The organism is Viridibacillus sp. FSL H8-0110 (assembly GCF_038003565.1).
Taxonomy (GTDB): domain Bacteria; phylum Bacillota; class Bacilli; order Bacillales_A; family Planococcaceae; genus Viridibacillus; species Viridibacillus arenosi.
Genome location: NZ_JBBOPJ010000001.1, coordinates 2,863,045 through 2,877,150, shown reverse-complemented (window position 1 = coordinate 2,877,150; position 14,106 = coordinate 2,863,045). Strand labels below are relative to the sequence as shown.

Genomic DNA, 14,106 nt, shown 5'->3' with positions numbered 1-14,106 from the left:
CATAATAGGAAACTGGAAAAATCGGAGGAATTGAAAATGGACCCAATTAGAGAAATTGTAGCAGAGCGAAGAACTTATACTTCAATTCAAGAAAAGCATTCCCATCGTTATGCACAGTTAATCCTCCCTCTTCAAGGAGAACTTTCTATACAAACTGAGTCGAAAAGTCTTTTACTTGGTCCTGAAACAATATTCTTTCTTCCACCTAAATGTAATCATACATTTCATTCAGTTGAACGTAATGAGTTTTTGGTATTAGATATCCCTCATTTTATGCTTAACGAGAGGCAATTACAAAATAGGGAATTATCCTATAAGCTGAATAATCAATGGAAAGGGATCCGATATCTTTTACTAAATGAACTTGAACAACAGTCATGGAGTGGATCTGCTGTTAAAGAACTGTATCCTTTTATTTCTAGGTGTTTAATCCAAGAACAACTACCTAAATCCATTACATATATCCATGAACATTATAATGAAAATATTACAGTACATGATCTTGCCTCCCTTGAACATTACAACCGTTCATATTATTCGGATTGGTTTCTAAAAGAAACTGGTAAATTACCTACAGCATATATACAAGACGTACGTTTGAAAAAGGCTAAAGAATTACTGAGAGATACAGAGTTACCTATTTTACATATTGCTATTCAAGTTGGTTTAGGACATCAATCTTCCTTTACGCGATTATTCCAAAAACATGAAGGAATAACACCAAGTCAGTATCGAAAAAATCAGAGATAAAAAATAAAAATGTAGTAGAAAAAAATAAAAAACGCTCAAAATACGACATCTGGTAAAAATAATCTGATATTCAGAAAAAATCGCTCATCAAATGTATGCGAAACTTAGTTATGGTCTTAATTTAAGTTCATTTCATAGATTATTTGTTTTAAGGAGCGAGAAGATGAAAACGGCAGTGGGCTTATTTTTTACACTTTTATGGTCGTCTGCAGCGATTGCTACAAAATTTGGTTTATATTCTACTACCCCAATGTTACTAGCTACCAGTCGATTTTTAATCGCAGGCATAATACTATTTCTTTTTGTTTACTTAATTAGCAAAAAGTATCCTTGGCCAAAGAAACAGGAATGGAAACCCTTAATTGTTTTAGGACTATTGAATACTACAATTTATTTAGGTGCATCCTTCTGGGCGTTAAATCATGTATCTGCAGGTTTATTTAATTTGTTTGTTACTACTAATCCTTTTATCGTTGCTTTTCTGTCCTACATTTGGCTAAAAAGAACAGTTTCTTTACAAGAATGGATAGGGATGATTGTTGCTGCTGTTGGTTTATTAATAGCCATTTGGCCATCAATCTCAAACAGTGAAGTTAAAGGAGTTGGCTTACTTATTCTAGGGGTGGGGATGATATCAATGGCAATTGGGAGTGTTTATTTTAAAAAAGCTAATTTAAACCTACCGAATATTGTTATTAATACTTGGCAAGTGCTAATAGGGGGAGTGGTATTAATTCCAATAACATTTATACTAGAAAAGGATACATACTTTTTGAAATGGGATTATTATTTAGTAGGATCGTTAATATGGTTAGTGTTAGTAATATCAATCGCTACGATGTTGCTATGGTTTTACTTGTTGAAGCAGGATGCAGTTAGGGCAAATAATTGGTTATTTATGACTCCGATTTTTGGCTATGTACTGTCTGCCATCTTTCTAAATGAAACTATTACATTTTATGATATTATTGCAACGGTACTAGTACTATCAGGCTTATTACTTTCGGGTAATATTGAAATCAAATCTATCAAAAACATTAATTAGCATGTAATCAGACCACCTTTTGAAGGTGGTCTTTGTAATTTACTGTCCTCTATGAAGGATATTATAGGCATTTAACCAATTTCCATTAGAATCTTTTAATCCATAGCCACCAAATGCACCATGTAATTTCAAAGTATCGTTCAAATAAGTTAATTGAGGTAATACAAATAGTGATATTTTTATCTATATGGAAGGGCTTGTTTGACGTTGAAAGAACCGTACTATATTATGGTATTAGTGTTTAAAACACTTGAAGATTGAAAGTGGTGAAATGAATGGACGAGAACAAAGTGGAACCAGAAAAAAACGAACAACCTACCGATGAACAAGAAAACTTAGAAGATGTAAAGCCTGCTGGTAAATACATACGTATTAAACCTTTTGCGTTAATCATGATGGTAATTGTTTTAATATTATTTACTTCTGGTTTGACAATCTTTGCGCTAACATTTGGAGAGAAAAAAGTTGTAGAAGTTCGTACGCCGACTCATACAGAATTCCAAAAACTATTTAACGCATTTGATGAATTAAAAGCAAACTATTACAAAGACATTGATACAGAAGAAGCAGTAAACGGTGCGATCAACGGTATGATTGAGGCACTTGGAGATCCTTATTCAGATTATATGAATGTTGAGGAAGCTTCCAATTTCAATGAAAGTATCTCTTCTAGCTTCCAAGGTATTGGGGCTGAAATCCAAGAGCAAAGTGGCAATATCGTAGTTGTTTCACCTATTAAAAACTCACCAGCTGAAAAAGCAGGGATTTTACCAAACGATATCATTGCTACAGTTGATGGTAAAAGTATTTCAGGGATGACATCTTCTGAAGCTGTATTATTAATTCGTGGTGAAAAAGGAACATCTGTAACACTTGAAATTGTTCGTGGTGATAGTGAGAAAAAAGTTAAGATGAAAATTGTCCGTGACGATATTCCGATTGAAACAGTTTATAGTGAAATGTTAAGCGGAAAAGTTGCGCATATTCAAATTACAACCTTCTCTGATAACACATATAAAGAACTATTAACAGCACTTGATGATATGGAAGCTAAAGGAATGGAATCACTTGTAGTTGATGTGCGTCAAAATCCTGGTGGTTTACTTGATTCTGCTGTTAATATCGCTAGTTTATTTGTTAAAACAGGGGAACCTGTTATGCAAATAGAGGACAAAACTGGCAAAAAAGAAGTAATTGAAGCTCAAGGTGGACGAAAAGTAACAGTACCAGTGTCATTATTAATAGATGGTGGTAGTGCCTCTGCTTCTGAAATTTTAGCTGGAGCACTTAGTGAATCTGCTAATATCCCAATAATTGGTGAGAAGTCATTTGGTAAAGGAACAGTTCAAACTGCTAGTAACTTAAAAGATGGATCAAACTTGAAATTTACAACAGCTAAGTGGTTAACACCTGAAGGTAACTGGATTCATGAAAAAGGTATTAAACCAACTGTTAAAGTAGATTATCCTTCTTATGCTTCATTACCGTATCTAGATCCTGAAAAAGTCATGAAAGAGGGTTCTTTATCAGATCAAGTGAAAGCTGCTGAGAAAATGTTGAAGGCAGTAGGTTACAAACCAGGAAAAGTTGATGGACTGTTTGATGCTTCAACAAAAGCTGCAGTAATGGCATTCCAAAAAGACCAAAAACTTAAAGAAACTGGCGTTTTAAAAGGCCAAACAACTTACGCATTAATGGAAGAGCTTCGTCTGAAAATCAAAAAAGATGATCCACAGTTATTAAAAGCTAAGCAATTAATGAAACAAGAGAGCCGTTCAAAATAATATAAAATCACATTTAGTGATAAAAAGAAAATGAATGAAGAGCTGACCGTCTTAGGAGGTCAGCTTTTTCATGCATTTATATAGAAGAAAGGATGATTTACATGGTTGATGTATATCTATTTAGTGGATTTTTAGGAAGCGGTAAAACATCTATGATGACAGATGTAATCCGTCAATTGAAAGAACAAAATATTAAACCAGCAATTATTATGAATGAGCTAGGCAAATTAAATTTCGATTCACAAGCAGTGGAAGAGGATGTTCCTTTGAAAGAAATGCTCAATGGTTGTATATGTTGCTCAGGATCAGAAAAAACAGAAGCGCAAATACAAACATTATTAGCAGAATCAGAGTTTGATGTACTCATTATTGAGACAACAGGGGCAGCGCATCCAGTGGAGGCATTAGATGCTGTATATTCGCCTCTTTTTGCTGATCAATTGAATATAAAGGGAATCGTTACAGTGGCAGATAGTAAACGCTGGCTAGAACGAAATCAATTATCACCTCAAGTACGATCACTGTTTTTAGAACAAATCCGACATGCGCATCTTATCTTAGCTAATAAATCAGATTTACTAACAGAAGAAGAACGAGCAAAAGTAACGTTTGAAATTCAATCTTTAAATCCACATGCGCAGTTATTACAAACAACTAATGGCCGGGTACCTTTAAAGTATTTACAGAGCCTACATGCAACAGCTCGCCCAAATAACATTGAATCAGCCCCAATAAGTCATTTGCATTTAAGTTCTCGCTTAGTAACATTCACTGAACCAGTAGAACAAGAAGTTTTTGAAGCGTGGCTTCGAACAATTCCTTCAACTATTTATCGTATGAAAGGGTATGTTCCTATTAAAGGTATGAAAAATCCAATGCTCTTTCAATATGCATACGGTTTAACTCAATGGATGCCTGAATATATGCAGATGCCTCCTAATATTGTTATCATCGGTGAAAATGTTAATGAACTCGAGGTTGTTGGTACTTTGTAACATAACAAGCCGTTTTTTTGGGTGTCAACCCAATCCTCCTAGTAATAAAACGATAGATTGCTAAATTTGCACAATTTCATAGCCTATTCGTGATTGAAATCAAGGCGTTGTTAATCTTAATTGGACGAAGTAGCAATAATTGGACACTTTATTACAAAAATCCCGCGTTACGATATTTGCAGACAAGGAGGAATAAAACATGAAAAAATGGTTATTACCAATGAGTCTCGTTATGCTAATGGGCGTACAGGCGGGAACGGCGGAAGCTTCAGCTTCTACAAACTCAACCGACACGGTGAAGCAAACGCAAACAACATATAAAGGGGCTAAGCCTTGTAAGGTAACTTATAAGTTTAATAGCAAAACAAATAAATACACTTATAAGTATAATTGCAATACAAGTAAACCTTCAGGTGGCAATACTTCAAAACCAGAGAACAAACCATCAAATGGTAACTCAAATAATTCAGGCAACAATTCGTCAAATGGCAACACAGGTAACTCAGGCAACAGTTCGTCAAATGGCAATACAGGTAATTCAGGTAGCAATTCATCAAATTCGAATAACTCTACATCATCGACTGTAGATCAATTCGAACAAAAAGTTATTGAGTTAACTAATGTTGAACGTCAAAAAGCTGGATTAGCTGCTCTTAAATCAGATAAAGCTTTGATGGGTGCAGCACGTGAGAAATCACTTGATATGCAAAAAAATAAATATTTCTCACATACAAGCCCAACTTTTGGTTCACCATTTGATCGTATGAAAGCACTAGGTATTAAATACAGTGCTGCTGGAGAAAATATTGCTATGGGTCAAAAAACACCAGAAGAAGTTGTAAAAGGTTGGATGAATTCACCAGGTCACCGTGCAAATATTATGAGTACATCATTTACTCATATTGGTGTAGGTTATGCTGCTAATGGTAACTACTGGACACAACAATTTATTAAAGCAAAATAAAGAATACTATATATAGTAAACCAGCTCTCAATTTTGAGAGCTGGTTTTTTGTTATATACCTTAAAAGGTCGATTAAATTTATTTGAACTTTCCTATACTAATCCAAAAAGGGGGAGACTTAATGCAGCAAATTGAAACATTTATATCACAACTACAAAAGACCTATTATAACTCAGCTGATTTTGTAGCTCGCGAAATCGATTGGCCAGGTGAGCCATTCGCTGTTATTTGCTATTATGGTTCCTTACTCAATAAAAAAGAAGTACAAGAACAGTTGGATGTTTCGTCAGCAACCATACATATAAATTAAAAATTAAATGTAAATATTGAGGAGTTCCCTCATAATAGATTATATGAAGATAAAATAAGGAGAGAGTTGCAAGGGTTTTTGACGAAAAAGGTTCAGGAAGACGTTGAAAAATTGTTAGTTAAACTTCAAGATGCACCATCAGATGCATTAGGAATTGGGCGAAAGATACGTGCGTTCCATCCAAAAGTATGGGATGAAAAATGGGGAGAAAAGTTTGCTTCATTAACATTAAAGCCTAAAATTACAATTACAAGAACTGGGATATTAGAGTAGTTGTAATTTTAGAGGAATAAAAACTCCTCTATTAAGCAATAGAGGAGTTTTCTTGTGACTCTTTTTTCGCTTTCCGCTGAACAATAAGGAGACGGAAACTTAGGGTTACAGCACCAGCTGTAAGACCACTAATAAGACCAATCCAGTAACCGAAAGGTCCTAAATCTGTATAATTTGCAATAACATAGCCAAGAGGTAATCCAATTACCCAATACGATATCATAGCCATTATGAAAGTAATAGTCACATCCTTATACCCGCGTAATGCTCCTTGGACCGGTGCTTGTATGGCGTCCGACAATTGGAAGAAAGCAGCGTAAATTAGAAACTGGGTTGCTAAAGCTAGTACTTGTGGATCAGTTGAATACACACCGGCTATTTGTTCTCTGAAAATGATTAAAATAGTTGCAGAAATAAAACTGAAAATAACGGCTGTCACGACTGATATGTAGCTATAAATACGTGCATCTTTGAATCGTTTAGCACCAACTTCAAAGCCTATTAAAATAGTTGCACCCATTGCTATACTCAAAGGCATCATATAGGTAAGACTTGCAAAGTTCATCGCAATTTGATGGGCACCAATAACAGCGGTACTGTAATTACTCATCATTATTGCAACAATTGAGAATATGCTTGTTTCTGCAAAAATAGATAAGCCAATAGGTACCCCGATTTTGCAAATTTCTAGCCATTTTGCAAAGTGGATTTTTGGCCAACTTGCATACAATTTAAAGTTTTTAAATGGTTGACCCTTCATAGTAATGACAATAGCCACAGCACAAATAATCCAATAAGTTATGGCTGAAGCCACCCCGGAGCCCACTCCTCCAAGCTCAGGAAAGCCAAATTTACCGAAAATTAATAAGTAGTTAAAGAAAATATTGACCGGTGTAGCTAGTAAAGTTACGAACATAGATATTCTAGTTTTTCCAAGAGCATCGATGAAACATCGTAGAACACTATAAACAAATAAAGGAATTAAGCCAAAACTCATAGCGATCAAATAATCATGTGCAATGCGTTGTACTTCAGGTTCTAAAGTCATCGCATTTAATAAGGGATTAATGCCTGCCATTAATAGTCCGAAAATAATAATTGCTAATACAATTGCGACATAAAATCCTTGTTGAACTGAAAATGTCGCTTCTTTCTGCCTTTTTGCACCGACAAATTGTGCTACAATAGGTGTTATGGACAAAAGAATTCCTGATAAACCTGTATAAACAGGCAACCAAATCGAAGAACCAATGGAAACACCTGCTAAGTCAGCAGTGCTATATTTACTTGACATTAAGACATCGAAAAACGACATTAAATATAAAGCAATTTGGGTGATTAAGATCGGAAACACAATTTTCAGCATGACTGTCCATTTTGCTCTCATCGTAGATGTTTCATGCATATAATTCGCCTCCAAGTATTAATTGACATCTTTTCTATTGTGATTTCGTATAGTAAAATAAGTAGCTGTTCTAATAAATCCAAAGCAGTTCATACATTGTTCTAGCAGAATAGGAGAATAATAATGACGAACCAAACAATAATATTAACTGGTGGGGGTACAGCTGGCCATGTTTCACTCAATCAGGCTATAATACCATCTTTCCTTAAAAAAGGCTATGAGGTGCACTATATCGGCTCAAAAGAGGGCATTGAAAAAGAAATTATAGGCCAGGCATTCCCTGACCTCCAATATCATGCAATTTCAAGCGGTAAATTAAGACGTTATTTTTCAATGAAAAATTTTACAGACCCGTTCAGAGTTTTAGCAGGTGTTGCACAAGCAATAACGATTATTCGTAAATTAAAACCTGTAGCGATTTTTTCTAAAGGTGGCTTTGTATCAGTACCTGTTGTTATGGCAGCAAAAATGGCTGGAGTTCCAGTTATTGCGCATGAATCTGATGTTACACCAGGTCTTGCCAATAAATTATCATTACCATTTGCTTCGCATATTTTCACAGTATTCAAGCAAACACTTAAGCATTTACCAGCAGAAAAGGCGTCTTGCACGGGATCAATTATTCGACCAGCATTATTTGAAGGACGAAAAGCAACAGGCTTAGCATTATGTGAATTTAAAGAAAGAAAAGAAGTAATCCTGATTATGGGTGGTAGCCAAGGTTCTAAATTTATTAACGATGCAGTACGCGCTAATATTGTGCAACTTTTAGAAAATCACAACGTTATTCATCTTTGCGGAAAAGGGCATATAGATGAAGCTTTAGTAAATATGCCTGGCTATAAGCAGTTTGAATATGTAACGACAGAATTGCCAGACCTATTACACGCTTCTGATCTAATCGTATCTAGAGCGGGTTCAAACTCTATTTTTGAGTTTTTAGCTTTAGAAAAACCAATGTTACTAATTCCGTTATCTCTACAAAAATCACGTGGTGATCAAATTTTGAATGCTAAGCTATTTTTTGAACAAGGTTTAGCTGAAGTTTTACAAGAAGATGATTTAACGAATAAAACATTTATGGAAGCACTACTTAGCTTGGAGCAACATAAAGAAGGTTTGATCAAGCAAATGCGAGAAACAGAATCTCCTAAAACACCAGATGAAATGGTAGAGTTGATATTAAATTATGCTAAATAACAAAAGTATCTCTAACTGAGATAGCTTAATATGAAGGACATTAACTTTAAATATAGTTAATGTCCTTTTTGGTATAAATATAAGAGGGATTTGTAAGTTCGATTGCGTATGAACTTTTTAAGGGAAAGGCTCTGTTAAAGGTAAATGTTGATATTTGATACCTCTCCGAATACTTGTTAAAATCATAATAAGAACAAGTATTCGATTATTTAAGGTGAGCAAAGCATTTAGCAACTTATTAAAGTATATCGACAAGATACCACATGCCAAAAAGGAACAAGCCTATCAATGGTTTATACTGTATGTTGAACTTTCATCCTCAGTTGTATTTGAAATGACAGATACTTATAATAGCCGACGATTATCTAAATTCGTTGTGTAATCCTTATTCAACGGGCAAATTATTTTAGTAATTTTTTACATGCTATCAATAATGAATTATTGAATATCGGGGCAGAAGAAACAATATCTGAAATGATAAAAGGAGAAAGAGATATGTCTAATAACGTAAAACAGAGAAGAATAATTTTAGATTTAGCAGTTACTTTAGATGGTTTTATTGAAGGGAAAAATGGAGAAGTTGATTGGTGCATTATGGAACCTGATATGGGGTTCACTAATTTCTTGAATCAAATTGATACTATTTTATATGGTAGAAAAAGCTACGATTTATGGGGACAATATATTCCGAAAACTAAAGATTCTGATAGCGAAAAAGAAATTTGGGGATTGGTTCATAGTAAAGAAAAATATGTATTTTCCAGAACACAAAAAGAGGCAGATAATCGAGCAATATTTATAAATGAAAATATTCTTGAAGAAGTAAATAAATTGAAGAATAAGCCTGGTAAAGACATCTGGCTATATGGCGGAGCAAGTCTCATTACAACTTTTATAAATTTAGGGCTTGTTGATGAATTTAGATTATCTATCCACCCTGTTATTTTGGGAGAAGGAAAACCGATGTTTATTGATATAAAACAGAGGTTAAATTTAAAAGTGGTTAATACAAAAACTTTCTCTTCTGGCGTTGTACAACTAATCTATCATTGTAATAGTAATTAATAATATCGATCATTACAATGATGAATTCTAATGAATATCAAAAGGTAATACTCAATAGAAGTTGTTACTTATTCTACTAATGGCTAGAGTTATTGCAATAAGGATGAGCAACTCTTATATAATGGGTTTCTTTTAATATTATTAAATTATCAACATTAAATTTTAACAGAGCCAAGAGAAAAAAAGCTTTCACTTTTGTGAAGGCTTCTTTTAATGAAAATACCGTTATGTGGTTGAACGAGCGATAGGGAATGGAAGTGTCCCAAAGTAGAATGCCTAGCTTCAGGCGCTAGACTCTCGGGTCGTTTCGGTCTCTCGGCACAAGACAAAAAGCGTCTTGTGTTCGAGCCCTCCAACGGCTGTCGAGTCTGAGCGAGCGCCCTCAGCATTTAAGATTACATCGCTTGTTCTTCTTCTTCTTTTTTCTGACTAGCTGTATATAAATAAAAGTAGTCTTTTTGGATTTTCATTAGTTCAAAGTGCTTGTCACCTTGGTTGATTTGTTCATATAGGGATGGGTGGCTTTCTTTAGCATCCATTATATAGCCAATTTTCTCGGCAGCACGAAGGGATTTGGCGTTTTCAGAGCGAATTCGTAAGAAAACGGTATGGAACTCCAGTTCAAAGAACAGTTCATGTAAGAAGAGTTCTTTTGCTTTCTGGTTGTATCCTTTTCCTTGGTGTGGGGTACCGATCCAGGTGCCTAAAAAGCCAGCGCCGTCTTGCACATCATAGACGGTAATTGTGCCGATGGGTTGTCCCCAGTCATCGGTTATCGTACGAGAAACGGCTTTACCGTTCTCCTCGTCTTCCATTAGTTGGCTAGTCAAAAACCAGTACTCATCGGCACTATTAGCTTTCTGACGCACAAAAGGGAAGACAGATGGGTGTTTTAGTAACTCATAAAGATCGTTACATTCGTGTAATTCACGTCGCTTAATCAAGCGAAACGCCTCCTTTACGGGGGTGAACGTCCAAATAAATGGCAGGTCCTAGCCCCCTCGAAATTTTTCATATAATGTTGCATAAAAAATTTCGGGGTGGGAATCGAACCCACTAGAACCAGCATGACTACTGGTGGCGCACCATTTGCCTTCCCTATTGACTCTATAAAAAATAGGAATCATTTTATGAAATTATTTTGCAATTTAACTATACTAAGTTTTACCTGATTTGCAAAGAAAAAAACATGAAAAAATAAATTTGTAATATTTACAAGCCTTAATTGGAACATATACAGTTGTATGCTTGACAAAATAGAATTATGATATATATAGATAATACGGGGGGATGTATATGTTAATGCAGTTACATAAAGTTCACGGTTCAGGCAATACCTTTTACATATTTGAAACAACTGACGAAAAAAGTATGGATTGGTCTAAACTTGGCGTTTGGCTTTGTCAAAAAGACAATCTTGGGGGAGCAGATGGCCTATTGCTTGTTGCACCATCTAAAAAAGGACTTGCAAAAATGCGTGTCATTAATGCTGACGGATCTGAGGCATCTATGTGTGGCAACGGTTTACGTTGCGTCGCTCGCTATATTTGTGAAAAATACAATGTTTCAAAGGCATATATTGAAACAATGAAAGCCGTCTTAATGGTACAAAAAGAACCATCAATTTTCGAGGGCATTCCAACATATTCTGTTGAAATTGCACCAGTATCTTTTGACCTTGTTTCTTTACCAATGCTTTACAAAAACAAACAACAAATTCGTAATGAAGTAATTGAGGAATTTGCTGATGACATTTCATTTACAGCTGTATCAGTTCCTAATCCACATTTAATCGGAATTGTTCGGTCTGATAAAATAGCCAATACACATCATCAAGAAAGTTTATCTAGCACATTAAATGGTGATAATGAGTATTGTCAAGACGGTGTAAATGTGAGCTATGTGTATCCGATGGATGAGGACTCAATTTACGTCCGTACATATGAACGTGGAGTAGGCTTTACTAATGCTTGTGGTACGGCGATGACAGCATCTGCATTAGTTTCTTCTATAGAGGGAGTAGTTTCAGCTAGTAAAGTAACAGTCTATAACCCTGGTGGCTTTGTTCAATGTCATGTGCATCATAATGCAGGTAATTATGTTTTAAAACTGATTGGTAATGCAACATTTGTAGCTGAATTAGAGTTGAGCACTGAAAAAGAATGGTTGTGGCAATCTGTTAAGGAAACAGACGAACAAAAAGCTTATGAATCTCTAATAACTTATGCAGAGACTAAAACAGCATATCTATTTATTTAACTTCTTGAAGAGGTGGCAATATTGAATGGCAATCTGATTACTAAAGAGCAGTTTGATGCGCTTTATCAAAATTGTTTAGATTTTGTTTTTTTAATGGAAAAAGTCAGTAATGAATATCTATACGTATACATAAATCGTGTAGCTGAAGATGTTTTTGACGAGTCGCCAATAGGCAAAAGTCTTTCTGCTTGTTTAGAAACAGAAATCGTTGAGATGATAGTTAAATATTACAATGAATCCATCGAGAAACAGCAACTTCTTCAATACCGAGATTTCTATTTGTTCTCTGACACTGAGCGCACGAATGAAACAACCGTTACGCCAATTTTTTATGGTGGAAAGCAATATATACTTGCCGTTACGAAAGAAATTTCACAGCAAAAAGTGATAGAGGAAAAAAACTTATTTCTACAATCACTTTTTGACATGAAAATGGACCCAACAATTGTATTAGCTAATGATTTAACCTTTTTTGATGGTAATCCGAAATTTGAGCAGTACTTTAACTGCAAGATTGAAGACTGGAAAGGTAGAATGTTTTTTGATTTTCATCTTGTTTCACCAGAAGATCATGAATCATTCACAGAGCATCTCCAAGACGCTTTAAATGGAAGAGGGAATCCTTCCGTTTTGTATACACATAAAAAAGCGGATGGCAATGATAGCCAATTCCTTGTCAGTTTTTCGCCAATCACTACTAATAACCAAGTTGTAGCTATTTATATTCAATGGTTAGAATTAACGAAAAATATTCAATTAAAAGAAGATTTACGTCAAGTAAATCATATGCTTAATAGTTATAAAGGAGCTCTGAATTCAGCGGCAAATATTTGTATTACAGATAAAAATGGCATCATTAAATTTGTAAATGAGCGCTATGCGCAATCAAGTCAATATAGTGCAGATGAGCTAATCGGAAAATCGAATAAGATATTAAATTCACGGACTCAGTCTTCTTCATTTTATGAAGAAATGTGGAAAACGTTACTAAATGGTCAAATTTGGCGCGGAGAAATTTGCAACCATTCTAAATATGGGAACCGATACTGGATGGATACTACAATTGTTCCGATATTCAGTAATTATGGTGAAATTGAGAGTTTTCTTTCTGTTTGTTTCGATGTATCTGATAAAAAAATTATGATGACCAACCTTCGGAATATTGAAAAAACTTTCCGACTTATTACCGAAAATACAAATGATTTGATTGTCATTACGAATGATGATGGCATAATCATTTATGTTTCCCCAAACCATATTAAACAACTTGGCTTTGAAAAGGACGAGCTACTTGGGCGTTTCTATTTTGATATGATGTCTGATGATAGTAAGGAATTGTTAAAGGGTGAATTTTCATCGACACTATTGGAAAAAGGGGACGTACAGATTGATTTACAGATTAAAACGAAAAATGGAGAAACTTTTTGGACTGAAACCTATCTAACAGCAGTTAAGGATGCTGAACGTGATGAAGTGTTCCAATATGTAAGTGTCGCTAGGGAAATTACCCATCGTAAGAAAAGGGAAGATCAATTGCGCTTTATGGCCTATCATGATAGTTTAACGCTGCTACCAAATCGACGCTACTTATTAATGGAATTTACTAAGTTAGTTAAAGAAGCGATTGCTCTAGATTACGCTATTACATTGCTCTATATTGATGGGGATGATTTTAAAAAAGTGAACGATGATTTCGGTCATGATGTAGGGGATGACTTTATCCGTAATTTTGGACTGGCGCTTGTTGCCAGTGTTCGTGATTTAGACATAGTTAGTCGAATAGGTGGAGACGAATTTATTGTTGTTTTAACTAATATGTCAAAAGACCAATGCACCCGTAAGCAGCAAGTGAAAAATACTATTAAACGTATTCAACAAACACTAAAAGATGGCTGGACAATTAACGAACAACACTTTTCACCTACATCGTCTATTGGGATCGCTTCATTCCCTGAGAATGGTCAATCAATAGAAGACTTGCTAGATAAAGCTGATGAGGCACTATATATTGCGAAAAAAACAAAAGGGAAAAACTCGTATCATTTTTCAAGTTAAA

12 protein-coding genes and 2 pseudogenes are annotated in these 14,106 nt (G+C 34.9%); 12 read left to right on the top strand and 2 right to left on the bottom strand.

Translation table 11 applies throughout. The features are described from left to right. Window positions 1-36: 36 nt before the first annotated feature. The 7 genes and pseudogenes from MHH98_RS14395 to MHH98_RS14365 all read left to right on the top strand — a co-directional run. Window positions 37-750, top strand: a complete 714-nt coding sequence (locus MHH98_RS14395; protein ID WP_038189904.1) for an AraC family transcriptional regulator — start codon at window positions 37-39, stop codon at window positions 748-750. A gap of 163 nt (window positions 751-913) precedes the next feature. Next, window positions 914-1,795, top strand: coding sequence for a DMT family transporter (locus MHH98_RS14390; protein WP_038189902.1), 882 nt, complete (start codon window positions 914-916; stop codon window positions 1,793-1,795). Window positions 1,796-2,070: 275 nt separating this feature from the next. Next, a complete protein-coding gene (locus MHH98_RS14385; RefSeq protein WP_340713127.1) occupies window positions 2,071-3,579 on the top strand; it encodes a lmo1851 family serine protease in 1,509 nt (502 codons plus the stop codon). 101 nt (window positions 3,580-3,680) lie between these two features. After that, on the top strand, window positions 3,681-4,574 hold the full coding sequence (locus MHH98_RS14380; RefSeq protein WP_038191078.1) for a CobW family GTP-binding protein: 894 nt from the start codon (window positions 3,681-3,683) through the stop codon (window positions 4,572-4,574). A gap of 199 nt (window positions 4,575-4,773) precedes the next feature. After that, window positions 4,774-5,538: a CAP domain-containing protein gene (locus tag MHH98_RS14375; protein WP_038189897.1), complete on the top strand. Its 765-nt coding sequence runs from the start codon at window positions 4,774-4,776 to the stop codon at window positions 5,536-5,538. A gap of 121 nt (window positions 5,539-5,659) precedes the next feature. Next, the gene (locus MHH98_RS14370; protein ID WP_076033912.1) at window positions 5,660-5,848 is read left to right on the top strand and encodes a hypothetical protein; all 189 of its coding nucleotides are present in this window, start codon (window positions 5,660-5,662) and stop codon (window positions 5,846-5,848) included. 12 nt (window positions 5,849-5,860) lie between these two features. Further along, a pseudogene (locus tag MHH98_RS14365) lies at window positions 5,861-6,121 on the top strand (Ger(x)C family spore germination C-terminal domain-containing protein); the annotation flags it as partial. Window positions 6,122-6,152: 31 nt separating this feature from the next. On the opposite strand, the gene MHH98_RS14360 reads toward MHH98_RS14365, so the two are convergent. Next, on the bottom strand, window positions 6,153-7,526 hold the full coding sequence (locus tag MHH98_RS14360; RefSeq protein WP_076033910.1) for an MATE family efflux transporter: 1,374 nt from the start codon (window positions 7,524-7,526) through the stop codon (window positions 6,153-6,155). A 123-nt stretch (window positions 7,527-7,649) separates the two neighbouring features. On the opposite strand from MHH98_RS14360, the gene MHH98_RS14355 reads away from it, so the two are divergent. From MHH98_RS14355 to MHH98_RS14345, 3 genes and pseudogenes are all read left to right on the top strand, one after another. Beyond that, entirely contained in the window at window positions 7,650-8,726 is a 1,077-nt protein-coding gene (locus tag MHH98_RS14355) for an undecaprenyldiphospho-muramoylpentapeptide beta-N-acetylglucosaminyltransferase (protein WP_038189886.1), read from the top strand. 214 nt (window positions 8,727-8,940) lie between these two features. Then, a pseudogene (locus MHH98_RS14350) lies at window positions 8,941-9,051 on the top strand (IS1595 family transposase); the annotation flags it as partial. Between the two features lie 170 nt (window positions 9,052-9,221). Beyond that, window positions 9,222-9,791, top strand: a complete 570-nt coding sequence (locus tag MHH98_RS14345) for a dihydrofolate reductase family protein (RefSeq protein ID WP_038189882.1) — start codon at window positions 9,222-9,224, stop codon at window positions 9,789-9,791. Between the two features lie 395 nt (window positions 9,792-10,186). On the opposite strand, the gene MHH98_RS14340 is transcribed toward MHH98_RS14345, so the two are convergent. After that, a complete protein-coding gene (locus MHH98_RS14340) occupies window positions 10,187-10,735 on the bottom strand; it encodes a GNAT family N-acetyltransferase (protein WP_038189878.1) in 549 nt (182 codons plus the stop codon). A gap of 352 nt (window positions 10,736-11,087) precedes the next feature. Here MHH98_RS14340 and dapF point away from each other — a divergent pair, with 352 nt between their 5' ends. Both dapF and MHH98_RS14330 read left to right on the top strand, forming a co-directional pair. Continuing rightward, a complete protein-coding gene (gene dapF / locus MHH98_RS14335; RefSeq protein WP_340711419.1) occupies window positions 11,088-12,050 on the top strand; it encodes a diaminopimelate epimerase in 963 nt (320 codons plus the stop codon). Window positions 12,051-12,071: 21 nt separating this feature from the next. Further along, entirely contained in the window at window positions 12,072-14,105 is a 2,034-nt protein-coding gene (locus tag MHH98_RS14330) for a sensor domain-containing diguanylate cyclase (RefSeq protein WP_038189872.1), read from the top strand. Window position 14,106: the final 1 nt, after the last annotated feature.

Excerpts from the sequence above, each read along its gene's own strand:
- MHH98_RS14395 (WP_038189904.1), top strand. The coding sequence starts at position 37 with ATGGACCCAATTAGAGAAATTGTAGCAGAGCGAAGAACTTATACTTCA.
- MHH98_RS14390 (WP_038189902.1), top strand. The coding sequence starts at position 914 with ATGAAAACGGCAGTGGGCTTATTTTTTACACTTTTATGGTCGTCTGCA.
- MHH98_RS14385 (WP_340713127.1), top strand. The coding sequence starts at position 2,071 with ATGGACGAGAACAAAGTGGAACCAGAAAAAAACGAACAACCTACCGAT.
- MHH98_RS14380 (WP_038191078.1), top strand. The coding sequence starts at position 3,681 with ATGGTTGATGTATATCTATTTAGTGGATTTTTAGGAAGCGGTAAAACA.
- MHH98_RS14375 (WP_038189897.1), top strand. The coding sequence starts at position 4,774 with ATGAAAAAATGGTTATTACCAATGAGTCTCGTTATGCTAATGGGCGTA.
- MHH98_RS14370 (WP_076033912.1), top strand. The coding sequence starts at position 5,660 with ATGCAGCAAATTGAAACATTTATATCACAACTACAAAAGACCTATTAT.
- MHH98_RS14360 (WP_076033910.1), bottom strand. The coding sequence starts at position 7,526 with ATGCATGAAACATCTACGATGAGAGCAAAATGGACAGTCATGCTGAAA.
- MHH98_RS14355 (WP_038189886.1), top strand. The coding sequence starts at position 7,650 with ATGACGAACCAAACAATAATATTAACTGGTGGGGGTACAGCTGGCCAT.
- MHH98_RS14345 (WP_038189882.1), top strand. The coding sequence starts at position 9,222 with ATGTCTAATAACGTAAAACAGAGAAGAATAATTTTAGATTTAGCAGTT.
- dapF (WP_340711419.1), top strand. The coding sequence starts at position 11,088 with ATGTTAATGCAGTTACATAAAGTTCACGGTTCAGGCAATACCTTTTAC.